Source organism: Spirosoma sp. (genome assembly GCF_026391055.1).
GTDB lineage: Bacteria > Bacteroidota > Bacteroidia > Cytophagales > Spirosomataceae > Spirosoma.
The window spans coordinates 17,875-42,444 of the sequence record NZ_JAPLET010000025.1; the positions used below are offsets into that span (position 1 = coordinate 17,875).

The 24,570-nt window shown below is 48.4% G+C and carries 19 protein-coding genes; 7 read left to right on the forward strand and 12 right to left on the reverse strand.

The window, feature by feature from the left end; translation table 11 throughout:
- Nucleotides 1–76: 76 nt before the first annotated feature.
- A complete protein-coding gene (locus NT073_RS21930; RefSeq protein WP_297378367.1) occupies nucleotides 77–1,213 on the reverse strand; it encodes a Gfo/Idh/MocA family oxidoreductase in 1,137 nt (378 codons plus the stop codon).
- Nucleotides 1,214–1,550: 337 nt separating this feature from the next.
- On the opposite strand from NT073_RS21930, the gene NT073_RS21935 reads away from it, so the two are divergent.
- Nucleotides 1,551–2,801 carry an MFS transporter gene (locus NT073_RS21935; protein WP_297377717.1) on the forward strand — a complete coding sequence of 417 codons (1,251 nt, stop codon included), beginning with the start codon at nucleotides 1,551–1,553 and terminating at the stop codon, nucleotides 2,799–2,801.
- A gap of 140 nt (nucleotides 2,802–2,941) precedes the next feature.
- Here the strand turns inward: NT073_RS21935 and NT073_RS21940 are convergent, their stop codons facing one another.
- Nucleotides 2,942–3,856, reverse strand: a complete 915-nt coding sequence (locus tag NT073_RS21940; protein WP_297377719.1) for an LEA type 2 family protein — start codon at nucleotides 3,854–3,856, stop codon at nucleotides 2,942–2,944.
- 145 nt (nucleotides 3,857–4,001) lie between these two features.
- Between NT073_RS21940 and NT073_RS21945 the strand changes: the two genes are divergently transcribed.
- Nucleotides 4,002–4,778 (forward strand): META domain-containing protein, encoded by a 777-nt coding sequence (locus NT073_RS21945; protein ID WP_297377722.1) that lies wholly within the window; start codon nucleotides 4,002–4,004, stop codon nucleotides 4,776–4,778.
- A 162-nt stretch (nucleotides 4,779–4,940) separates the two neighbouring features.
- Nucleotides 4,941–8,372, forward strand: a complete 3,432-nt coding sequence (locus NT073_RS21950; protein WP_297377724.1) for a ThuA domain-containing protein — start codon at nucleotides 4,941–4,943, stop codon at nucleotides 8,370–8,372.
- Nucleotides 8,373–8,453: 81 nt separating this feature from the next.
- Here the strand turns inward: NT073_RS21950 and NT073_RS21955 are convergent, their stop codons facing one another.
- From NT073_RS21955 to NT073_RS21970, 4 genes are all read right to left on the reverse strand, one after another.
- Entirely contained in the window at nucleotides 8,454–9,206 is a 753-nt protein-coding gene (locus NT073_RS21955) for a GLPGLI family protein (RefSeq protein ID WP_297377726.1), read from the reverse strand.
- 19 nt (nucleotides 9,207–9,225) lie between these two features.
- The gene (locus tag NT073_RS21960) at nucleotides 9,226–12,081 is read right to left on the reverse strand and encodes an outer membrane beta-barrel protein (RefSeq protein WP_297377728.1); all 2,856 of its coding nucleotides are present in this window, start codon (nucleotides 12,079–12,081) and stop codon (nucleotides 9,226–9,228) included.
- Nucleotides 12,082–12,327: 246 nt separating this feature from the next.
- Complete coding sequence (gene pabB, locus NT073_RS21965; protein WP_297377730.1) at nucleotides 12,328–13,635, reverse strand: aminodeoxychorismate synthase component I; 1,308 nt, start codon at nucleotides 13,633–13,635, stop codon at nucleotides 12,328–12,330.
- Between the two features lie 5 nt (nucleotides 13,636–13,640).
- Nucleotides 13,641–14,657: an NYN domain-containing protein gene (locus tag NT073_RS21970; RefSeq protein ID WP_012927974.1), complete on the reverse strand. Its 1,017-nt coding sequence runs from the start codon at nucleotides 14,655–14,657 to the stop codon at nucleotides 13,641–13,643.
- 299 nt (nucleotides 14,658–14,956) lie between these two features.
- Between NT073_RS21970 and hisB the strand changes: the two genes are divergently transcribed.
- The 3 genes from hisB (at nucleotide 14,957) to NT073_RS21985 (ending at nucleotide 17,957) form a co-directional block, all read left to right on the forward strand.
- The gene (hisB, locus tag NT073_RS21975) at nucleotides 14,957–16,105 is read left to right on the forward strand and encodes a bifunctional histidinol-phosphatase/imidazoleglycerol-phosphate dehydratase HisB (RefSeq protein WP_297377733.1); all 1,149 of its coding nucleotides are present in this window, start codon (nucleotides 14,957–14,959) and stop codon (nucleotides 16,103–16,105) included.
- A 286-nt stretch (nucleotides 16,106–16,391) separates the two neighbouring features.
- The gene (locus tag NT073_RS21980; RefSeq protein WP_297377735.1) at nucleotides 16,392–16,958 is read left to right on the forward strand and encodes a 1-acyl-sn-glycerol-3-phosphate acyltransferase; all 567 of its coding nucleotides are present in this window, start codon (nucleotides 16,392–16,394) and stop codon (nucleotides 16,956–16,958) included.
- Nucleotides 16,959–16,991: 33 nt separating this feature from the next.
- Entirely contained in the window at nucleotides 16,992–17,957 is a 966-nt protein-coding gene (locus NT073_RS21985) for a nitrilase family protein (protein WP_297377737.1), read from the forward strand.
- Here the strand turns inward: NT073_RS21985 and lpxB are convergent, their stop codons facing one another.
- Entirely contained in the window at nucleotides 17,958–19,088 is a 1,131-nt protein-coding gene (gene lpxB / locus NT073_RS21990) for a lipid-A-disaccharide synthase (RefSeq protein ID WP_297377739.1), read from the reverse strand.
- Between the two features lie 73 nt (nucleotides 19,089–19,161).
- Nucleotides 19,162–19,578, reverse strand: a complete 417-nt coding sequence (locus NT073_RS21995; RefSeq protein WP_012927979.1) for a 6-carboxytetrahydropterin synthase — start codon at nucleotides 19,576–19,578, stop codon at nucleotides 19,162–19,164.
- A gap of 268 nt (nucleotides 19,579–19,846) precedes the next feature.
- Here NT073_RS21995 and rfaD point away from each other — a divergent pair, with 268 nt between their 5' ends.
- On the forward strand, nucleotides 19,847–20,812 hold the full coding sequence (rfaD, locus tag NT073_RS22000) for an ADP-glyceromanno-heptose 6-epimerase (protein WP_297377742.1): 966 nt from the start codon (nucleotides 19,847–19,849) through the stop codon (nucleotides 20,810–20,812).
- 72 nt (nucleotides 20,813–20,884) lie between these two features.
- On the opposite strand, the gene NT073_RS22005 is transcribed toward rfaD, so the two are convergent.
- From NT073_RS22005 to NT073_RS22020, 4 genes are read right to left on the reverse strand one after another with little or no spacing between them, the layout of a single operon-like run.
- A complete protein-coding gene (locus NT073_RS22005; RefSeq protein ID WP_297377744.1) occupies nucleotides 20,885–22,105 on the reverse strand; it encodes an MFS transporter in 1,221 nt (406 codons plus the stop codon).
- Nucleotides 22,099–22,470 (reverse strand): DMT family protein, encoded by a 372-nt coding sequence (locus NT073_RS22010; RefSeq protein ID WP_297377746.1) that lies wholly within the window; start codon nucleotides 22,468–22,470, stop codon nucleotides 22,099–22,101. The genes NT073_RS22005 and NT073_RS22010 overlap by 7 nt, the downstream gene beginning before the upstream one ends.
- 14 nt (nucleotides 22,471–22,484) lie before the next feature.
- On the reverse strand, nucleotides 22,485–23,822 hold the full coding sequence (locus NT073_RS22015; protein WP_297377748.1) for a HAMP domain-containing sensor histidine kinase: 1,338 nt from the start codon (nucleotides 23,820–23,822) through the stop codon (nucleotides 22,485–22,487).
- On the reverse strand, nucleotides 23,819–24,490 hold the full coding sequence (locus NT073_RS22020) for a response regulator transcription factor (protein WP_297377750.1): 672 nt from the start codon (nucleotides 24,488–24,490) through the stop codon (nucleotides 23,819–23,821). The genes NT073_RS22015 and NT073_RS22020 overlap by 4 nt, the downstream gene beginning before the upstream one ends.
- Nucleotides 24,491–24,570 lie beyond the last annotated feature (80 nt).

The window sequence follows — 24,570 nt, forward strand, 5'->3', positions numbered from 1 at the left end:
GAGCTGCACGGAGTTTTTATAATTTATTCTTTGTGTATCTCTGTGTGTCTGCGTGCATCTCTGTGGCCCAATTTCATTACTGTACAAACTTAGTCCACTTTGTGGAATCATCCTGACTCGACGAAATGACCGTGTCGATAAAGGCTAATCCGCGAACACCGTCCGATGCTTTGGGAAAATCATAAAGAGGATCAGCTTCGCGCCCTTCCATATGCGCTTTCACGGCATAGGCGAAGTTGCGATATAGATTGGCAAACGCTTCGAAGAACCCTTCGGGATGACCCGCCGGTAATCGCCAATGCGCCGAGGCCGAGGCAGACAAGGTACCCACATTGGGACGAATGATCCGTTGTCCTTCCTGCGTTTTGTATTTCAGGGTATTGGGTTCCATCTGGTGCCACTCCAGGCCACCAAGCTCACCCCAAACGTAAATTTTGAGCGAGTTTTCCTCGCCATTAGCCACCTGACTAGCGTGCAGAACACCTTTGGCTCCGTTGTCGAATCGCAAGAGCACATTACCATCGTCGTCCAGTTGACGACCGGGAACAAAGGCAGTCAGGTCGGCGCAGAGTTCGCTAATTTGCAGCCCTGTGACATACTCGGCTAAGTTTTCGGCATGGGTGCCAATGTCGCCCATGCAACCGGCTGCTCCAGACCGGGCCGGGTCGGTACGCCAGATGGCCTGCTTGTAGTCATTATGCTCTTCATCTTTAGAAAGCCAGCCTTGTGGGTATTCGACGACAACTTTACGGATCTTGCCCAGTTTGCCATTACGAACCATATCCCGGGCTTCTTTCACCATCGGGTAGCCCGTGTAGTTGTGCGTCAGGCCAAACACCAGCCCTGATTTTTCAACAATGGCCGCCAGTTCTTTGGCTTCAGCCAGATTCAGTGTCATGGGCTTGTCGCACATCACATGGAACCCATTTTCGAGCGCCATCTTGGCGGGCGGGAAGTGCATGTGGTTGGGTGTTACGATAGACAAAAAGTCCATGCGTTCGCCTTCGGGCAATGTCTTTTCCCGTTCAATCATCTCCTGAAACGAAGCGTAAACCCGATCTTCGGGCAAATACAGGGCGTGGCCGGTTGCTTTTGATTTATCAGGCGATGAACTAAAGCAGCCACAAACTAATTCGATTTCGCCATCGAAACCGGCAGCCCGGCGATGTACGGCACCAATGAAGGCATCGAGGCCTCCGCCAACCATACCCATTCGCAATTTTCTATGCATTGGTATTCGAGTTGAGTGTAAACAGGTTAGGAAAAGTAAACTACGAGGGTTGGTTTACTGTACACATTTTGTCGATTGTAATTTTCGATTTTAGGATTGCCGATTCTGGAAACTCAATTGGCAGCTACCCCTTAATTCCGAAAGCGTAAAATGGACACATTAAACCTTAATCCTTTTTTTTACGGCCGAAAATTAGCTGTTTTCTCTTATTTTTCGGAAAATTTGAATAAAAACGGCTCGTTAGCGGGGAGTTTGTTCTACCCGATGCCTTTTAATTTTTAATGAAACCAGTTAACCACTAAATCCCCCTTTATCGAAAATGAACCAAACCGTTAATCCTTCGCGGCTCTTTCTTGCCAGCTGCCTTGCCATTATTACCACGGCTTTTTCCTTTAGCATCCGGGCGGGTATCCTGCCTCAGTTAGCCAAAGATTTTGGACTTACTGCCGAGCAATTGGGCTTTATTAACTCGATGTTCTTTTTTGGCTTTCCTATCTCGATGGTCATCGGTGGGCTGGTGTATCACACGGTAGGGCCAAAAATAATTATGCAGGTTGCCGTTGTTGCTCACACACTAGGTATTCTGCTAACTATCTATGCCGGAGGGTACACGGGTCTTTTGTTCTCTACCTTCTTCATCGGCTTTGGTAATGGTTGCACGGAAGCGGCCTGTAACCCAATGATTGCCGATATGTATAACAGCAACAAGTTGAACAAAATGCTGGGCCGTTTTCACATGTGGTTCCCCGGTGGAATCGTGATTGGCAGCTTGATATCCAAATTTATGACTGACGCAGGTTTTACCTGGCAAGCTCAAATCTGGGTTCTTATGCTCCCAACCATAGTTTATGCGTTCCTGTTTTTCGGTCAGGCTTTTCCAAGGCCAAAAGTGGAAGGGGTTACATCTCTGGCGAAAAATTTCCAAGCCATGCTAAGCCCTCTGTACATTGCTTTATTCTGCTGCATGGCGCTGACAGCTATTACCGAATTTGGTCCTAATCAGTGGGTAGCCGTTGTTCTGAGCAGCAGCGGAGCCGATGCCATGCTGGTCTTAGCCTTAACATTTGGCGTAATGACGGTTGGCAGACTTTTCACCGGCCCGGTTGTCGCACAATTTGGTCAGACGGGTGTTTTACTGGGCGGTGCCATTTTAGCCACCATCGGTATTTATATGTTTAGTACGGTTACTGGCCCAATAGCTTATTTGGCCGCTGTTATCTTTGGTCTTGGCGTATGTTTTAACTGGCCAACCATGATTGGCTTTGTGGCTCAGCGCGTTCCAGTAAGTGGCGCACTGGGCATGTCAATTATTGGTGGTGTCGGTATGCTGTCGACATCTATCTTCCAGCCTATTATTGGAGGTTGGATCGATTCAAATCACGCCGAAAAAGCAGCGGCCGGCCTCACTGGACCAGCCTTGGAATTGGCAACCGGACAAGCTACGCTGTCTACTATGATGACATTCCCGATCATCCTGATTGTTGCCTTCACGCTGCTGTGGTTCTGGATGCGCAATCGCAAAGCAGGCCCTGTAGACGAAAGCGTTGTGCTGGAACAACCCCAGTTATAATCTATTAGCATCTTTGTAAAAAGGCCGCGAATCAAGGGATTCGCGGCCTTTTTTATACGCCCGCTATGCGGAGAACACCAGGAAGTCCTTTGTGCATCTCTGTGTCACAATGCGAATCTCAGTGACCTAAACTAAATACTTCACTTCTTCAGCTTCTTAAAATCGTCCAGCGTCCCGGTGATCGTCGATACAAATTTGCTGTTGGCAAACGACGAGTTATTTTCCTTGTCGATGAGTTTACACCGGAAGTTAACCCGATAGGGCGTGTCTTTTTTGTCGAACAGCATCTTCGGCAATACACTAAGCGTTTTACCGGGCCGGGCCGTTACCGGAAATACAACGGGCGTCGTTGCCTGTGCTTTAATGCGGATTGGCTCAGTTTGTTCACCATCGGCAATCTCTTTTCCGTCAATGAAAACCGTATAGTGCGCGTCGGTTATGCTGAACGGCATCTTATTCTTGTTAGTAATACTCACTTTTGCGGCTACATCGGTTCGTTTTAGCCCTAGTTTGCCAAAATCAATGTCATCAATCTTAACCTCTGGCAGATAGAAGGTAGGCATCCGTTTGTCGATAGTCGTTTCAAATGTTTTCTGACCAAGGATCGGAATGTCGAGCGCAAATTTGGCCCGCATCTTATAGTTCGTGCTGTCGATGTCCTTCTGGTCGAGAGTCTTCAGTACGTTTGTCAGCTTTTTGTAGGCCAGCTTAGCGGGCAGCACAACCAGCGTACTATCGCCGGACTTCACCTCGATTGGCTTCTTATACGCGTCGGCCATGACCGGCGTGTTGGCGATGTAAAACGTGTAATCCAGGCTGGGTGATTTGAAACCAACGGGCAGCGGGTTATCGATCAGCATGTACAGATTCATGGAAATAACGTCTTCGCTAATATCGGTTATAGCCATACGAGTCATTTCCAGTCGGGGTTTCAGGGTATCGTCATAGGGCTTTCCTTCCGCCGTACGTTCATCTTTTACATTACGATACCAGACATAGGCACCAATACAGCCAATCAGTAATAGCCCGAGTGCAATCAACCATCCCTTTTTCATAACGTACCGTTGTTTGTTAAAAAGGGGTAACTAAGGCTGGAAGTGGACTGTTTAGATTCTGCCCGGATTGTTCCATTCCCGTACCCGGCTTAAACTTTTCGACACACAACAGGTCTTATCAACAGAACTCACCTATTAGAATACCATGCGTACTACTTTGCTTGGTCTGTTATTGCTGACCGCTGCCTGCCGCCGTCCATCGACCCAATTTGCTGCCATGCTTACCCCTGCCAATCAGGTGTCTGTTACAGATTACAGCCAACACCTGAAAGCGGGCGACGAGGCTATTGCCATGGGCAATGACCCGGCATGGTCATTGACACTGAACCCATCGAAAAACACGCTTCGTTTTAAAGCCCTCGACGGTGATAGCCTAACGACCACTATTCCCGAACGCCAGATGGACTCGGACGGCGTTTTCCGGTATAATACCGGTGTAGGACTGGACCGTATAACTAGTTTATTCAGACCCGATAGCTGTGTCAATAAATTATCGGGCCAGCGATTGGATTACAGAGTAGAAGTTAACTTTCGGGGAAAAAGTTATGTCGGCTGTGGGGCGTCCTTGCAGCAACTTGCTTTGCTAAACGACATTTGGGTGCTCACCGATTTTCGGGGAACGGCAATAAATGCCAATGGGCCACGTAACGAAGCCCCCCGCCTTGAGATTTCGCTGGCCGAAAATCGGGTAACAGGAACAACCGGTTGCAACCGGCTCAGTGGCTCAATAAAGGCCGACACCCGGCAACTTTTGGTTGGCCCGTTAGTGACCACAAAAATGGCTTGTCAGGAAGATGCAAACAAATTGGAAAGTAAACTTCTGAATGAGTTAAGTTATCCACTAACCTACAGGATAGGTGAGCGACAATTGACGCTCCTTCGAAATAATAAGCCGGTGATGACCTTCAAGAAGGTAGATTAATTGGCTTTTAACGCATAATTTGAGCGAACGAATACACTAAGGCGTTCGCTTTTTCTTTACTTTTGTTTCCCAATAAAAGTCAATCGAATCATTAAATAAGTTAACCTCTTTTGTTGAACTTTTATTGATTTCCCTAAGCAATCTGCATAAATCAAAAACTCTATGAAAAACTCACGGCTTCCCTCCCGCGCCTTGCTGCTGGCGGGTTTGCTGGCAGCGGCTGTACCGAGCATAACGGCCGAGGCTCAAACGGCTGCCAAACGTACCGCAGTTGCCAAACCCGCTACGAAAGCGTCAGAAAGTGCTGTAGCCTTAAACCGAGTGCTGGTCTTCTCAAGGACAAAAGGCTATCGCCACGGCTCTATCCCCGCTGGTAAACTGGCCATCATGAAGCTGGGTAAGGAAAACGGATTTGCGGTCGATACAACCGAAGATGCCAGCAAGTTTACGGAATCGAACCTTAAACAGTACAGTGCTGTCATCTGGCTCAGTACCACCGGCGATGTTCTAGACGATGCCCAGCAGGCGGCTTTTGAACGCTACATTCAGGCGGGTGGCGGTTATGTAGGTATCCACGCAGCGGCCGACACGGAGTATGACTGGCCGTGGTATAACCAATTGGCTGGTGCTTACTTTTTGCAGCACCCCAAACAGCAGAACGCAGAAATCGAAATTGTCGACAAAAACCACCCATCTACCAAAATGCTGCCCGATCGCTGGAAGCGCTGGGATGAGTGGTACAGCTACAAGAGCATCCAGCCTGACCTTAAAGTCTTGGGTAAGCTCGACGAAAAAACGTATGAAGGTGGCAAAAACGGCGATAATCACCCGTTTATCTGGCACCATGACTTCGACGGTGGTAAAGCGTTTTACACCGGTGGTGGTCATACAGATGAATCGTACGTTGATCCTTTGTTTTTACAGCACATTCTGGGCGGCATCAAATCGGTTATGGCAACTAGCCTGAAATTCGGTCAGGTGAAAACACAGCCCTTCCCTGAAGAGAATCGATTCGACCGGGAGGTATTAACCGCTAATCTGGATGAACCAACAGAATTAGTTGTTCTTGACAACGGAAAGGTTCTATTTGCCGAACGGAAAGGTGCCCTGAAACTCTACGATCCCAAGAAAAAGTCGGTGAAGGTAGTAGCCAACTTCCCGGTATTCACCAAATTTGAATACGGTTTGATGGGCCTGAACATCGATCCAAATTTCAAAGAGAACAAATGGGTATATGCCTATTATTCGCCTATAACGGGCAAGACGGTAGCCGATACGGCTCAGCACCTATCTCGCTTCGTGTATGATGATGTTCGGGATACCTTGTTGATGAACACCGAAAAGGTTCTGCTGACGATTCCCGTTAAGCGCGACGGTTGCTGCCACACGGGCGGCTCCATTGCCTGGGATCGCAAAGGAAATCTGTATCTCTCGGCGGGTGACGATACAAACCCGTTCAACTCTCAAGGATTTGCCCCCATTGATGAGCGGCCAGGCCGCAGTGGCTGGGATGCCCGTTTAACATCGAGCAACACCAACGACCTGCGCGGCAAGATCATGCGTATTCATCCCGAAGCCGATGGAACGTATACTATTCCAGAGGGAAATCTGTTTCCAAAAGGCACGGCTAAAACCCGCCCTGAAATTTATGTGATGGGTAACCGGAATCCATACCGGATCTCGGTCGATCAACGCACCGGTTTCCTGTACTGGGGCGAAGTAGGACCAGATGCAGGCGAGAACAGCCCCAAATACGGCCCTCGTGGTCATGACGAAATGAATCAGGCCCGGAAGGCAGGCTATTTCGGTTGGCCGCTGTTCGTAGCGGATAACCGCCCGTACAATGCTCGTACGTTCGCTGATAGCACTACCGGCGCTTTATTTGATCCGCAAAAGCCAATCAATAACTCCCCGCACAACACAGGTCTGACTGAGCTCCCCCCGGCGCAGAAAGCCTTTATCTACTACCCTTATGCCGACTCACCGGAATTTGGTCCTATTGTGGGTAAGGGTGGCCGGAATGCCATGGGTGGCCCGGTTTATTATTACGACGATTATGCTGAATCGTCCGTTAAATTCCCCCGTCATTACGATGGTAAGTTCTTTGCTTATGACTGGATGCGCGACTGGATTCACCCGGTTACGATGAAAGAGAACGGCGATTTCGTGAAAATGGAGACGTTCATGCCCAGCACGAAATTTTCGCACGTGATCGACATGCAATTTGCCAATGATGGTTCGCTGTATACCCTGGAATACGGTCAGCAATGGTTTGCCGCTAATGCCGATGCGCGTTTGTCACGCATTACCTACAACGCTGGCAATCGGAAGCCGATTGCGATGGTAAACGCCAGTAAAACCGTTGGTTCGGCACCCTTAACGGTGAAGTTTGACAGCAAAGGATCGATGGATTATGACGGCGACGCGTTGAAGTATTCGTGGTCGTTCGGTAATGGAATGCCTAAACAGACAACGGCTAACCCAACAGTTACTTTCAGCAAGCCAGGCACCTATCCGGCTACGCTGACCGTGACGGACGCAGCCGGTAATGTCGCTACCAAAGCGATGGAAATTAAAGTTGGTAATGAAGAGCCTAAAGTAGACGTAGCGGTAACCGGAAACAAAACTTTCTATTTCCCAAACAAGCCGGTTAAGTATGCCGTAAATGTTGTCGATAAGGAAGATGGAACGTTGAAGAAAGGTATCAGCCCCGACGACGTAACGATGACCATCGACTACCTCGAAGGTTTCGACAAAACGATGCTGGCACAAGGCCACCAGGCTAACCTTGGTTTCTCGACCGGCAAACGTCTAATTGAGCTGAGCGATTGTAAGGCCTGCCATGCTATTGACAAAAAGTCGATTGGACCTGCCTATATCGACGTGGCCAAGAAATACAAAGGTGCTTTCCAGATTGAAGGTAAACTGGCCCGCAAGGTTATCAATGGTGGTGGTGGTGTTTGGGGCGAACAGGCCATGAGCGCGCATCCGCAACTAAAAGAGAGCGAAGCGACCGACATGGTGCGTTATATTCTTTCGCTGGCCGATGAAAAGAAAGTTAACCGTCAGCCACTGGCTGGTGATTACCTACCGGCACAGCAAAAGAAAGAGGGCTCATACATTCTTACGGCCAGTTACACCGACCGGGGCAATGGCGTAATTGGTCCCCTGACAGGTTCAACATCAATGGCCTTACGCTCTCCTCTGGTTAAAGCAGTTTCGGCCGATGGCAAACAGGATATTTTTCAATATGATATCCCCAAATTAGGCCCAGCCGCTATCGGCACAAAATCGGGTAGCTATCTGGTGTTTAATGACATTGACCTAACGGGTATTCAAAGCATTTCGCCATCTGTATTTGCATCAAACGATCAGGTAGCGGGTGGTAAACTCGAAGCCCGACTCGATTCGCCAACCGGTACGCTGCTGGGTGAAGCCGAGGTTAAGCAAGGCACACAAGGAGCCGTTAATCTGCCTTTCCGCCAGCCGGTTTCTGGTATTCACAAACTTTACCTGGTTTTTGTCAATCCCGAAGCGAAACAGAAACCACTGTTTGCAGTAGATCAGGTTCAGTTCTCGACGCAGGGGATGTAACACTGCGGCATTTACAAAAAAACGCCCCGGCTCTCGTAGTCGGGGCGTTTTTTTGTAAATGCCGTCAATAGATCTGCCTCCTCAGTACCGTATTCCAGCCCAGCCGTATGGCGTTTGCCGGGCGCCTATCCGATCACTGATATGTTGCTTAATCAGCGCATCATAAGCCGCATCGGTCAACTTCTTGCCTTTCTGCTTCGGCAGTTTCATATCTTCTGGTGTAAGTGCACGAAATGCGACATTAACAGCTTCGATCGTTACGTCACCATCATTAACGTCCAGTTCCAGAATAAGCCCGGGGAGGCCGTTCATCCGCTCAGGACCCGCCGAAACGGGGATATCCTGCGCAAACCAAGCCGTAATTTTTTGTTTTTTGATCGGATCTTCGGTTTCGGCTTTCATGCAGATGTAGCCTGCCACTTCTTTGATCTGATTGCCGATTTTCCAGACGGGGGCGTGTAGCGAATCGTCAACGATGTAGGTCTTGCCAAGCATCTCGATAATATCCGTTTTTTTATCTTTATCGAAATTACGATATAGATAAAACTCCGATTTGCGCCACGAATACCCGCCCTCTTCGGGTTCATCACTATTGTAGGTATAAAGGCTTTCGTTCGGGCTAAAGGCCAGTTTCATCTTAATGCCCTTGTTGTCCTCCTCCCAGTTTTTCCAGGTTTGGGTTTCGCGGTCTTTTTGCTCCTGACTCAAAAACGTAAGCCGATTGGTGATTTTAAGCCAGTGTTCTTTCCGGACATAGGTAACCACACCTTCCGATTTCTGGGCCATTGTTACCGAGCTGGTCAACAGGCACAAGAGTATCAATATATTTTTCATGATAGAGAGTTAATTAAGATCAATAAAAGCCATCCCGGCGCACCTTACCCTGAACACCGCGCATGTTGTAGGTAATGCTCAACATGAAATAACGCGCCAGCGACTGTATCCGCTCGGTACTGGTGTAGTTCTGTCCGGCATACTGCGATATAACAACGTTGCGGTTAAGCAGGTCATAGGCCGACAGCCGAATTTCAGCCTTTTTAGCTTTTCCCAGAATGTGATAGATCGACGTGTTCAGAATTGGGATCTGCTGGTTGAAATTCAGCCGTTCGTTTTTATACGTTCGGTAGTTAAGAGAGGTGTTGAAGAAAATACTACCCGGTAGCTGCAAATTCAGATCGCCCCGGAACGAGTTGTTATAGATAATCTGATTCTGCGCCGTATTGATCGAATACCGTGTATCTGTAACGTTGAAGTTAGCATTGGCATAAAAGGCAATCCATTCCTTCGGCGTCAGTGCCAGCTGGCCTCCAAACGAGTAGTTCTGGTTATTTGTCTCATTCAGCACCGTGTTGATACGCGTCAGATTATGTCCGAAGCTCAATTGCGTATTCAGATTTAGCGTGGCTTTTGTCTTCTTCAGCGGAAAGCCAAATCCAAGGTACGAACCCAGATTACGACCTCCCGTCAGGTTTTCGGGCATGGTTGTTACAATGTTGGTTTGTGGGTCAACCGTTTGGCTGTACACGATCTGATTTACATAATAGGTTGTGTAGACATTAGCCCAAAAATTGGTAAAGCTTCCCGGATTGAAATAGTTGAAGTAGCCGCTGATGTTATGGTTCAACTGAGGCAGCAGATTGGGGTTTCCGCGGGTTACGAACAAGGGGTTGCTGTTACTAGTAACCGGCTGCAAATCCCTCGACGACGGTATCTGGACACCTACATCGTAGCCCGCATAGAGGGAGCGGTTGTTTTTCATTGAGTAATTGAGCGACACATTCGGAATCACGGTTGTATACGTCCGCTGGATAGGCTGGAGTGGCTGATCCTCGTTCCGGGCATACTTCCCGTCGAGCCGGAATTGCTGACCGGCTACCCCCGCTGAAATATTAAATCCCTTGAACGAATACCGCAGGCTGCTACCAAGCCGGTTGAACAGGTAATTGTTTTTATAGTATAGGCTCAGCGAGTCTACTCGCCGACGACTGTCATTTAGGTTGGTAACATCCCGGTCTACTTCATCGTTTCGCAGGCTAAAGTTGTAAAACGTTTCCCAAGTGTACTTTTTGGCAAAGGGCTCCACATAGAGCAGGTTGGCTTTGTATTGATTACTTCGCGAGGTGGTACCCTGATCCTGATTCAGGACGCGCAGCATATCGTTGACACTGGTGGCCTGAAAAAATTGATTCTGGGCTTTCAGTATCAGGTCGCCATCATTTGAATTGGTCTGAAAGGTACCGCTAGCGGCTAAACTACGCCCTTTCTTCTTCAGCTTTAACCGATACAGAAAGGTGTTAGCCATAGCAAATTGATTGGCCGAGGTGTTGTTCAGTGTCTGGCTGTTGGTGGTTGGCACCTCGCTGCCCGTTCCTGAGTTGAGGAATACCCGCTGTAAGCTTCGCAGATTGCTAGTACCATTACCGAACCGCCCGTTACTGATTACCACCAGCGTTTGCATGGAGTCGAGTTGTTTCTCAAAACGAAAACTGATCCGATGGTTTGTATTCAGGTTCGACTGATTACTGGTATCCGTAGTGCGGAGTGACGAAGTTCCAGGCAGATAGCGTTTATTTTCGCGAAGGGCATCCAGGTCGATACGCGTCTGGTTATAATAGTAGCTGGTACTCAGTTTGGTTTTCTTGGTATCGTAGTTGTAGTTGATACCACCGGCTGAATTTTTGGAGAAACCCCGTCCTTCGCCCCCGCCTACGGGCACTGTCAGGCTTTCATTATCGTCGCCAAAATAAATATACCGGTTTGCACCACTGAAGCCGAAATCGGCATTGTCGTTGAAACTGAATGCATTACTACCCCTGAAATCCTGATAGTCATTGAACGACAAGCCTTGCTGGTTCGTATTATTGCCCAGCAATATAGCCGAGAACTGCTGCTTGCTATCGAACTTATTGTACATTCCTTTCCCATCGAACCGGGCCGAAACATTGTTGGATGCCGGGCCGCCACCAGCCGTCACTTTCCCAAAGCCGCCCTTCTTGAATTCTTCTTTCAGCTCCAGATTAACCGTTTTTTCTTTTTTGCCATCGTTTATACCCGTCAATTTGGCCTGTTCTGTTTTATCGTCAAAGACCTGCACTTTGGTAATGGCTTCGGCCTGTAGGTTTTTGGTAGCTGCCTTGGGATCATTCCCAAAAAAGCTCTTGCCATCTACGGTCACTTTTTTCACTTCCTGTCCCTGCGCCCGGATATTGCCGTCCTGGTCGATCTGCACACCGGGCAGCTTTCGGAGTAGGTCCTCAACCGTTGAGCCGGGTGGTACTTTAAACGAACTGGCGTTATACTCGATCGTATCGCCTTTAATCGTTAGCGGTGCTTTGGCAGTTCTGACTACAACCTCCATCAGCTCCCGTGTAATAGGCTTTAATTTCAATGCACCAAGGTCAATCAGTGCGTCACCGGTTGGTTTTATCACCTGGTTGTAAGGAATGAAGCCAACAAATGAAATTTTCAGGACATAGTTTGCTGCTTTCAGGTTTTTAAACGAAAAAGCACCGTTGTCGCCGGTGCGGGTAAAGTTTACCAAAGAAGAATCTTTGGCATTCAGCAGCATAACGGTAGAAGAAGCTAGTGGTGCTGACGTCGTATCGACGGCTCGGCCCTGTAACGTAAAGCGTGTGGGCGCAGTTGGACTCTGCGCATAAAGCATAGCCGACAGCAGACACAATACGGCCAGCAGGAAAAGGTTTTTCATACGGGAAAAGGTAAAGGTTGAACAGGAGTGATAGAGGCAAAGCTAAGCGCAATACAATCAAATGATCATGCAGTTAACGATTTTTAACTAAATTTATAGTAGTTAATTTAGCAAACGGCTAACTACGCTCATAATGAGTCATTTTCCGGTCAAAGCGTTGCACTCACTAGCTCATATGAGAAAAAAAGAGGGGAAATTCCACACGCGGAGGCAAACAATTTAGGGAAAGGCACTACCCACTCTAGCTTATGACTCCAGAACCTGCCGGATAGCGCTTGCTTTCAGTAAGCATTCCTCCCATTCCTGCGCCGGATCGGCATCGTACGTTATAGCACTCCCAACCGAAAACGAAGCATACTGTTGCCGGGCGTCGTACAGTAATGTCCGGATCACCACATTAAAATCAAAATCACCTTCTGGTGTCACAAAACCTATCGCGCCTGAGTAAACTCCCCGCCTGCTCACTTCCAGTTCGTCAATAAGTTGCATGGCCCGAATCTTGGGGGCTCCCGTCATGCTGCCCATCGGAAATGCCTGACGCAGTGCATCGGCCCATGAAACGCTATCCCGCAGCGTGGCCGAAACGGTAGAAATCATCTGATACACTTGCCGAAATCCATAAATACCAAACAGTTCATCCACGCGGACACTACCCGTTACGGCACTTCGGGCCAGGTCGTTCCTGACCAGATCGACAATCATCAGATTTTCGGCCCGCTCCTTTTCTGAATTAATAAGCTGATTGCGCAGAAGAGCGTCTTCATCGGGCGTTTGTCCACGCCGGATGGTGCCCTTGATGGGCTGGGTCACAAGACGACTGGCCTCTTTTTTTAAAAACCGCTCGGGCGAGGCTCCTATAATGTACTTATCACCCAGCTTGATAAAGTTCGAAAAGGGCATTGGCGACCGCTCATTCAGCGCCTGATACGTTGCCAGCGGATTGAGTTGAGCCTGATCGGCAAAAAACTCTATGCAGTAATTTAATTCATACACATCACCTGCTACAATGTGCTCTTTGATTTGGCGAACGGCAGCTTGGTACTCCGTTGGCGTAACGCGGCACTGAACGGAAACGGGCGTTTTTTTGGGGGTGCTCAATGCCTGAGCGCTGTCATGAGCCGCTATTCCTTTGAGCAGTTGATCGATGTTGCCCGCTCCGCGGACAACGACGGTATTGTCTGTCGTAAAGTCAATAACCCATTCCGGCTCCACAAAATAAACATCGGGCAACTCAAGTCGGGTAGAGTTACGGCTACTCAATACCTCTAGTTGGTTTTTTAGATCATAGCCGAAGTAGCCGACCATAAATGACGGCTCATCACGGTGCGCCTTCTCCAGCGTCCGAAAGGCGTCTATACCAGCCACATTTGAAAAAGAAACAACCCGTTTCGAACCAACAAACAGTCGGTTGGGAAACGGGCCATTAGGGTAAGTGGTCTCGTTGTTGTTCAGGAAGGCAACAAAGCCATTCGAATGTGCTTCCCGGCTGATAGCCCAGGCCAGGGCCTGCCAACGCCATATCAGCGGGTTTTCAATCGGCACACAGACAGCCATTGACACTAAGGATGCAACAGACGAACGTCGATGGCGATATCTTTTCCTTCAGCGTTTCGCCCTACCGTAAATTCCACCTCGTCGTCTACCTGTAATTCGTTAAAATCAGTGTCAATCAAACTTGTATAATGAAAGAACAGGTTGTTTGGCGGGTAGTTTACGAAGCCGTAGCCCGTTTTCAGACTGCGGATCGTGCTGATTTTACGACCTTCAGAATCATCAAGTCCATCCGCCAAATTATAATTTGGCTCATCGGCGGGCAGGTAAGCTTCATCGTAGGCATCGGCCGCATTGAGTCCGCCGAAGCTATTACCGTTACTATAACTACTGCCATTGGCAGGAACGGTGGTAAACGTTGGGCGGGTTTGCTGCTTCACGAACAGGTTTTGAATAACCATATCGTTCCGGCGGCTCCGGTCGTCAATCAACCCGTGCATACCAACCGGATACGAAACTTCTTCCAATAAATCCTGGGAGGTACGCGTCACCTGCTTTTCACCCTGCTCATTGAGGAATTCAAAATCCCAGCTAAGTACCATAATTCGGGAGCCAAGCGTATTGAGTTTACGAATGAGTGGCACATAGTCTCCATCAGAGGTAATCAATACGACAACATCAAATTTCTTGTACTGGGCCAACTCAAAAGCTTCGAGTGCCAGCCATACATCAATGCCTTTTTCCTGCCGGTAACCCTGATACGTTTTTACGGGTAAATAGTGAGTAACTACCCCCTCCGACATCAGGATATCATCAAACAACCGATCGTAAAACAGCTGATTTCCACGCTGGTTAGCTTCGTGGGCATTAAGCCGCCCCCGGAAGTAGTGGGCGTCTACAATCTGGCATAAACGTTCATTTACACCTTCCTCTTCAGCTACCTGCCGGCGAATAAAGGCGTGCAAACCTGATATACTTATACGACTGCGACGTTCATGAGAATAGTTATAATAGTTGCTTACATGTAGAAAATAATTTCCGTCATAAAATACCCCGATGCGGGTTAATCTGGATGCTGTTGGCATGTTATTAACTAAGATTTGGTACGTGTAATGTTTTATAAGAACTTCTTGAAGAGAGGACTGTTTTTTCTACTGTGCTTATGTGTCTATATGAACTATGTTTCCGTAATCAGCTAAACTTTATGGGTACTTAGTTAACAGAACAATCAAAAATATAATCAAAAAGATTACATTAAATTTATGATATGGATATTGATAGAAACGGTAGAAACAGTTATACAAGAACTCTAATGCAAAAGTAGTATATTTTCGTTTGTAATACGCCCTGACTGTATCTTTGTCGGATTTCTCTTATCCGTATTATGCAAAAAATAGTATTTATTGACCGCGACGGGACGCTTATTGCCGAGCCACAACCCGATCAACAGGTTGACTCACTCGCCAAACTGGATTTCATTCCAAAAGCTATTTCGGCCATGCGGAAAATTGCCGAAGATACTACGTATGAACTCGTTATGGTCACTAATCAGGACGGACTGGGCACTGGCTCCTTTCCCGAAGATACGTTCTGGCCAGCTCATAATAAAATGATGTCCACGTTTGCCGGCGAAAACGTCAACTTTGCGGCTGTGCATATCGACCGTCATTTCCCGCACGATAATTCGTCTACCCGGAAACCCGGCGTTGGTATGTTAACGCAGTATTTCGAGGCTTCGTATGACCTGGCCAACAGTTTCGTTATTGGCGACCGGCTAACCGATGTTCAACTAGCTGTAAACCTGGGTGCTAAGGCTATCTTATTCATGCCTCCAAACGGATTAGCGGCCGTACAATCCGCTGATGTCAGTGGCTTGACCGAAGCCATGAAACAGGCCATTGTACTCCAGACCGGCGACTGGGACGAGATTTACGAATTTTTGCGTTTACCCGCCCGCACTACCGTTGTGGAACGGAATACGAAAGAGACGCAAATTCGCGTAGAGTTGAATCTCGATGGACGCGGCCGGGCCGACATTCATACCGGACTTGGTTTTTTCGACCACATGCTCGATCAGGTAGCCAAACATTCGGGTGCCGACCTGGCGATCCATGTCAATGGCGATTTACACATTGATGAACACCACACGATAGAAGACACGGCTTTGGCGCTCGGCGAAGCTTATCGACGTGCCCTTGGCGATAAACGGGGCATCAGCCGTTATGGGTTCCTGTTGCCAATGGATGAAGCCCTAGCGCAGGTGGGTATTGATTTTTCAGGCCGTCCGTGGCTGGTTTGGGATGCCGAATTCAAGCGGGAGAAGATCGGCGACATGCCAACCGAGATGTTTTACCATTTCTTTAAATCGTTTTCCGATACGGCGCTTTGCAACCTAAACATTAAAGTGGAAGGCGATAATGAACACCATAAAATAGAGGCCATTTTCAAAGCATTTGCCAAAGCCATAAAAATGGCCGTTCGGCGCAACATCAACGAATTAGACAACCTTCCCAGTACGAAGGGCGTTTTATAATCAAAAACCTGCAAGGTCTTTGGAATCGTATAGGTTTAAAATCAAAAGCCTCTGTTATTTTTGCACCGGAATTCAACTGAACATCGATATGGATTTATCAACACCTTTGACACTTCTGTTTTACGCAGTACTCTTAATCTCTGCGTTCATAACGGGTCGCTGGCTAGAGCGCAACGACCGGAAGTATTAATTCAGTAGTTAGTACTTAGTAGTTAGTGGCTAGTGACCTGTACACGTACAGCACCAGTCGCTAACGACTAAGCACTAACCACTAACTACACTAAACATGCTCAGTGCCCTGACCCGTTGGTTATTTAAAGTATGGGGTTGGCGGGTAACAGGACCTATCCCAACTGTACCAAAAGCCATTTGGGTAGTAGCCCCACATAGCACCAACTGGGACTTCCTGGTTGGCCTGGGCATTCGCCCCACCATCCATATCTGGATTCAATACCTCGCCAAAAGTTCGTTATTTACCTGGTACTCAGGCTGGTTATTCCGCGTCTTGGGTGGTAAGCCCGTCTATCGCGACAAGTCACGCAACTTGGTCGATGCAACCGTGAATGTTTTCAATCAAAATGAGCGTCTTCATATCTGCATTGCACCGGAAGGCACACGTAGTAATGTCGACAAGCTGAAAACCGGTTTTTATTATATCGCCCTCAGTGCGAATGTTCCCCTTATTCTGGTTGGCTTCGATTGGCCCCGCCGACTGGCGATTTTGAGTGAGCCTCTCTACATCACGGGCGATTACGAAAAAGACATGCTTCCCTTCTACGAATTTTTCTCCCAGGTTCATGGCGTAAAGAAAGACTGGCTGACGCGCTGGGAGAGAACGGGCGTAATTGCGTAAGTTTTCGTTACCCATTACTTGATAGCCTGCGTTATGCAAAACCTTAAAGTAGCAACCGCCCAGTTTGAGAATGCCAGTGGCGATAAATCCTATAATCTTGGTATTATCGATACGCTCTCGGCCAGAGCAGCTCAGCAGGGCGCTCAGGTCATTGCTTTTCACGAATGCTCCATTACCGGCTATACCTTTGCGCGGCACTTATCCAGAGAGCAATTGCTGGAAGTTGCCGAGCGCATACCCAACGGCCACAGCATTCAGCAACTTATTCAGATAGCCCGTAAAAATGACATCGTCATCCTGGCGGGGCTTTTTGAAAAAGATGAGCAGGATAATCTTTTCAAAGCGTATGTATGCGTCAATAAAAACGGGTTGATCGCTAAATACCGAAAGCTGCACCCGTTTATCAACCCTCATCTGCTGCCTGGCAACGAATATGTCGTCTTTGATCTTTACGGATGGAAATGCGGCATATTGATTTGCTACGATAACAACGTCATCGAAAATGTACGGGCAACGGCTTTGCTCGGGGCCGACATTATTTTCATGCCGCACGTTACCATGTTAACCCCTTCTACCCGACCAGGCGCAGGTTTCGCCGATCCTGCATTATGGTACAACCGGCACAACGACCCAACATCGGTACGACTCGAATTTGATGGTTTGAAAGGGCGGGCCTGGCTTATGAAGTGGCTTCCAGCACGAGCTTATGATAATGGTATTTATGCAGTTTTTGCCAACCCCATTGGCATGGACGACGATCAACTTAAGAACGGCTGCTCCATGATTCTCGACCCCTTTGGCGATATACTGGCCGAATGCCGGGAGTTAGGTGATGACATAGCCATGGCGACCTTTACGCCCGAAAAGCTGGAGAAAGCGGGCGGCTACAGATACCGAAAAGCCCGGCGACCGGATCTATATCGGGATATTATTAGTCAGGAGCACAGGCCCGAGCAAAAAGTTGTGTGGCTACACACCGACGACCAATCGCCAACCTAGCTAGTTAATAGTCAACTCGGCTACCATGAGCTGCCCTGCCCGCTGGGATGCACCGGGACCGCCCATTTTTTGCTGCACCTCGGCATAGTCTGCCAACTGCGTATCTCGCCCGACTTCTCCGGGTAAAATACGCTGAAGTTCAGCCGTGATGCGTACGGGCGTCAGATCGTTTTGAATCAACTCTTTAACGACTTCCCGATTGGCAATCAGGTTTACGAGCGAAATAAACGGAACGGCAATCAAATTTTTGGCGATGGCGTAGCTTATCCCCGTTGTTTTGTAGCACACCACTTGGGGTATGTTCAACAGGGCCGTTTCGAGGGTAGCGGTGCCAGAGGTAACAAGCGCGGCTGTCGCTATATGCAGTAGATCATAAGCAGCGTCGCTCACACAAATTACGTGTGGAAAATCGGCCAGCATACTCCTGTACAGACTATCCGGCAAGTTACTTACTGTGCCCAGCACAAACTGATAGCCCGGAAACTGCCGGGTTGTTTCCAGCATGGCTGGCAGAATTGAGGTAATTTCCTGATGCCGACTTCCGGGCAGTAACGCAATAATAGGCTGATCCTGTATCCCGTTTTCTACACGAAATGCCGGATTAGGGTGAAAGTCGGCGAGGGCGTCGAGAAGTGGGTTGCCTACATACTCAACTTCATAATCGTATTTGGCGAAAAATTCCGTTTCGAACGGTAGAATCGTAAACAGCTTGTCGACCGTCGCCTTTATTTTGAGGGCCCGTCGCTGATTCCAAGCCCACACTTTTGGTGATATATAATAAAATACCCGGATACCGTGCTTTTTGGCAAACCGAGCCATACGTAGATTAAACCCGGCATAATCGATCAAAATCAGGACATCAGGACGATTAGCCAGCAGATCAGCCTGACACTCGCGCATAATCCGGCGAATGGTACCCAGGTTTTTTACAACCTCCAGAAACCCCATAAAGGCCATTTCGCGGTAATGACGCACCAGAACCGCACCGGCGGCTTCCATCTGCTCACCACCATACGCCCGAAAAACGGGTTCATCACCGGGGGAGCCGCTATCGTACCGACGAATAGCTTTTATGAGATTGGCGCCGTGCAAATCGCCCGAGCGTTCACCGGCAATGAGGTAATAATTCATGTATGCTATATGCTGTTTGATATAAGATGTATGTCTGAAGTAAGCCTATACATCCTATATCAAACATAAAATCTCATTCCCCAAAATAATCCACAAAATTTTTCGGGGTTTCGTAGAGCCGAAGCTGGTGCAGATGCGCATCGGTGACGGGTTCGAGCGCTCGTTCGAGAATTTTCCATATCTCCATAATGAAGATTTCGCAGCTGGCCATTTTGCCCTGCATGAAATCCACGTCAAGATTCAGGTTTTTATGATCTACTTTTTCGATCACTTCCCGGCGGATAATATCACCCAGCACTTTCAAATCAATGACAAACCCGGTATTAGGATCAGGTTCCCCTTTTACCGTAACGATTAATTCAAAATTGTGCCCATGCCAGTTGATGTTTGCACAGGGTCCAAATACTTCCTTGTTACGCTCTTCTGACCAGGCTGGATTATAGAGCCGGTGAGCCGCGTTAAAATGCTCAATTCTGTTAATGTATACCATTTTTCTGGTTTAGATGGGGCGGTTGCCAGAAACGCCAATTTGAAAAACAGGCCACAAAGGTACAAACAGTTCTGGCTTGATAAAAGCCCATACCTGTCAACGGTCAAGTTGTCCGGCAGTTTTTCTCAAATAAGAAAAATACAATTTAATCAGGAAATTCGCTATTCATTTGTCCATCTAAAAACGCGTATCTTTACAGCCACTTTGGCTTCATTTACGCTGATACCTACCCTATTATCACCACGAACACGTTTACGACTACCACTTTATGATTATTGTTACGGGAGCCGCCGGTTTTATTGGAAGCTGTTTGATCAGCAAGCTTAATCAGGAAAATTTCAATTTCATCATTGCTGTTGATGATTTCTCATATCCTGATAAAGAAGCCAACTTAGCGGGGAAGCGGATTCAGGAACGAGTGGATCGGGAAGATTTTTTTGACTGGCTCGATCAGAATTACCACGAAGTAGAGTTCCTGTTCCACATCGGCGCCCGAACCGATACAACGGAGTTTGATCGCCAAATATTTGAGCATTTAAATGTCGAATACTCCAAGCAAATCTGGAATCGCTGTATTCAGTATCAGATACCACTCGTTTACGCTTCTTCGGCCGCTACTTATGGCCTGGGCGAATTAGGCTACGACGACAACGAATCCCTAATTCCTCAGTTGAAGCCGTTAAATCCGTATGGAGACTCCAAAAATGAGTTCGACATCTGGGCTCTGGAACAGGAACGCAAACCATTTTTCTGGGCTGGACTGAAATTTTTCAATGTATACGGCCCCAACGAATACCATAAAGGCCGGATGGCTTCCGTGATTTTTCACACCTTTAAGCAAATCGAAGCGTCTGGCAGCATGAAGCTGTTCCGCTCGCATAACCCCGACTTTGCGGATGGCGAACAAATGCGTGACTTTGTGTACGTAAAAGACGTGGTGGAGGTATGCTCATTTTTGATGCACCACCGACGCAATTCAGGTATCTACAACCTCGGCAGCGGCAAGGCCCGTACCTTCCTCGATTTAGCCAAAAATACATTCCAGGCGCTCGATCTGGAGCCCAACATCAGTTTTGTTGATACCCCCGCCGACATTCGCGACAAGTACCAGTACTTCACGCAGGCCAACATGGCCAAGCTTCGCTCCATTGGGTACGACCGTCCTTTCTCATCGCTCGAAGACGGCATCTCCGACTATGTAAAAAATTACCTGAGCAAAGGCGAATATATGTAAGTAGTGCTGTCATCTGCGGCCGGGTCTGTTGTTATGACGTTGAGCGACGGCTCGCCTAGCTAACTTAAATACTTATACAGGTTTTGTTTCCGGCACTAAGAACCATAAGACTGCAAGCGCCCCAATAGCAATGCTAGCCAACGTCAGAAAGGCCGTTTTATAGTCTGTATGCTGCACAATAGCTCCTGCAAAAGCATTGCTCATTGATGCACCTAATCCAACTGCCGTAGCTATTGCGCCCTGCGTGGTATTGAATAAACCACTCCCTTTTGTCAGGTCGGAGACGATCAAAATAGAGAGAACCCCAAAAATTCCGGCCCCTACCCCATCCAGAATCTGAATAGCTACCAGCAGTGTGGGGGCATCGGTCATGGTGTACAAAAGCCCCCGAATGGGTAACACTGCAAAGCCAAGCAGCAGTAAGCGTTTGCGTCCTTGGGGAGCCAGTCGGCCGGTTATGTAACTAACCGGAATCATAACAACCTGCGCAACGATGATGCACGCCGACATATAAGCCGACGATGCTCCGGCATTGATTCCCTTTGCCAGACGCTGCCCCAGCAAGGGTAGCATGGCCGCATTGGCGAAATGAAACAATACACAGGCCAGGGCAAAAAACAGAACAGGACGATTGCCCAGTATGGCCTTCCAGCCTGACTTTGTTTCGCGCCCTATTTCTGTCTGACCATCTCCCCGGGCCAGATCATGATCAATATCCTGTTCACGAATTTGCCAGACTGCCACACTACTGATGAGCGACATAACTGCCAGTAGCAGAAAAATACCTTCGCTACTAACATAGTAGCCGATCACCCCGGCCATAATAGCTGCGAATACATTACCGGCATGGTTAAAAGTTTCATTTCGACCAATACGTTTATCGAGCGGCTTATGCCCTACCAGTCCGAGTGTAATAGCAGCAACAGCGGGCGTGAACCATGCAGCAGCTACGCCCATCATTACCTGTCCTACAATAACAACATCGAAAGTTGGTACCGTTACTGTCAGTAAAGCCGCTGTTGCTATCAAGAGCGAAGCCACAATGGAAAACAGGCGCTTCTTTCGGGTTCGATCAACGAGAATACCGGCGGGCGTCTGAGCAAAAACAGTGGCAACGCCCATCACAGACATAGCCAGCCCAATGTTCTGCGCTTCCCAATGGCGGCTTGTCAATAGATAAATGGCCAGATAAGGACCAAGTCCGTCTCGAACATCCGCTAGGAAGAAATTGGCCCAGTCGAGCGCTTTCAGGCTGGACCGGCCTGGCCGACGCGTTTCGGTTGACGCTACCACTTCTTAAAGATGAAGAATACGGCAATGACGATAAAGACAAAGCCGACGAGGTGATTCCAGGCCAGTTTGTCGGTCTTGAAAACATAGACGGTAATCAGCGTAAACACAGTGAGCGAAACGGCCTCCTGAATGGTTTTTAATTGAAAAAGCGTGAAAGGTCCACCCGTTTCATCGGACCCAATACGGTTGGCGGGCACCTGAAAAATGTACTCAAAAAATGCCAACCCCCAACTCAGCATAATAATGCCGAAGAGCGATAGTTTCGCCAGCATCGGGTATTGTTTCAGTTGCAAATGGCCATACCAGGCCAGCGTCATAAAGATGTTTGATAAAGCCAATAACAATACGCAATAAAGTCCTTTCATGGAATGATTTGTACTTATGAGAATGAATGCTGGTTTATAGTAATGGGCAGGCTAAGTTCACTGGTAAATGTAAAGGACTGCCACTCAAGACGTAACTTACCACCCAGCAACATTGTTAAGCGGTGGCTTATCCATAACCCCAAACCGTGGCCCTCTTTAAGCGGATCAGCCTGAAAATAAGGTTGCACCAAACCGAGGGTAGGTCCATCCGCACGAACCGTCTGATTCTGAATGCGAATTATCCAGTCATAATCATATGCTACGCTAACGTGGATGTAAGTACCAGATACTGCGTACTTTATCGCATTCTCTATCAAGTTCAGCAGCACATGTTCGAGCTTCACCGCATCCGTCAGGTAGGTTTCGGCTGTGGGCTCACCGAACTCAACCGTTATGTCTACGTCGTATTCAGCCGCTAAAATCACCAGTTGATTTAAGCACTTTTTAACCAGTTGCGGAATGTTCACTTCACTTAATCTGAGTGTCTGCGCGGTATCTTCCGGCCGACTCAGGGTTAAAAACTCATCCAGCAACCGCGACAACCGGCTTACTTCGTCCAGTTGACCTGCTAGAAAGGGCTTCAGCGATTCGTCGACCCGTTCATTGTCCAGCGTGACCTCAAGCCCCGTTTTCATGATTGTAAGGGGTGTGCGCAGTTCATGGGCAGCCGCCCCAAAAAAGTTACGCTGCAAGTCAATGTTTTCCCGAATCCTACTCAGCATACGATTCAGCGTATCAGTCAGTTGATATAGCTCGTCTTTGGTTTTCGGCAGAGCAATTCGACTGCTATCCGTGGCATTACTGATGGTATTGGCCTGATCAACGATCGACTGAATGGGGCGTAGCAGCCAGCCCGCCACGCCATAACCACCAATAAAAGCCAATCCCAGACTTAGCAGCCAGCCAATGCCAAACACTAGCCGAAGACGGGTTATGTCCTGCTGTAAATTGATGTCCGGCACTGCCAGCGTGAGAACAATACGTCCGTCGGGCGCCTGTTCAGTACTAACCTGACTGGTTATGGCCCGGTAGGAATACGGACGCTCCCCAACGTGACGACGCCGATGAGTGGAAACGGGTTTGTTCGGAAAACCGGGACTTTTGAAGAGTTCGCGGGTTTGTCCGTACGCCTGGTACAACACCTGCATCCGCTCCCGATCGGTAGGCAGGGGCAGCACGACCGGGTCCGTACTGATTTGCGAGAGTAACCAGTCGGCCCGCGTCTGGGTGGTACGGTCAAACGCTATGCGCAGGCTTTTTTCGGCATGATCTAGCATTAGCCAGCCGGTAAACAGGCTTACAACCGCAAATACGGCCGTAACAGCCAGCACGATGCGGCTGCGGAGGCTCATGTCGTTTTGAGCCGATAGCCCCGGCCAATAAGCGTCTCGATCAGTCCAGGCATACCGTTGGTATCGAGTTTTTTACGCAATTGATAGATATGCACCTCAATAACGTTACTGCCCATGTCAAAATCCATAGCCCAGACCTTTTCGGCAATTTCATTTTTTGTAACGAGTTGCCCGGCACGGCGCATCAACAGTTCGAGCAAGGCAAACTCCCGATTAGTCAGATCCAGATGTACGTCGTTCTTATGTACCTCGTGCGAAACGAGCCGCATTTCCAGATCGGCTACCCGAAGCACAACATCGTTGCCCGTTGTGGCCCGTCGCTGCAAAACCCGGATACGGGCCAGCAATTCATTGAAGTCGAACGGTTTGCGCAGGTAGTCTACGGCGCCCAGATCCAGCCCCTGCACTACTCTCTCGGGATCGCTCAGTGCGGATAAAATCATAACGGGCACCGTTAGGCCAAACGCACGCAGATTTTGCAGTACCTCAAACCCCGTTTGACCGGGAAGCATCAGATCGAGCAGCACCAGGTCATACAACCCACCGGCAATATGATCGAGACCTTCGGAACCCGAATACGTTAGGTCGGCTACATGCCCGTGCTGCTCCAGCCCCTGCTTAATAAACCGGGCCAGCTTACGCTCATCTTCGATAACCAGTATTTTCACAAGAATAATGAGTGCGTGTTTGAATGATAAAATGAGTGAATAGTGCCTATCATCTACTCGCTCATTTTATCATTCAGCCA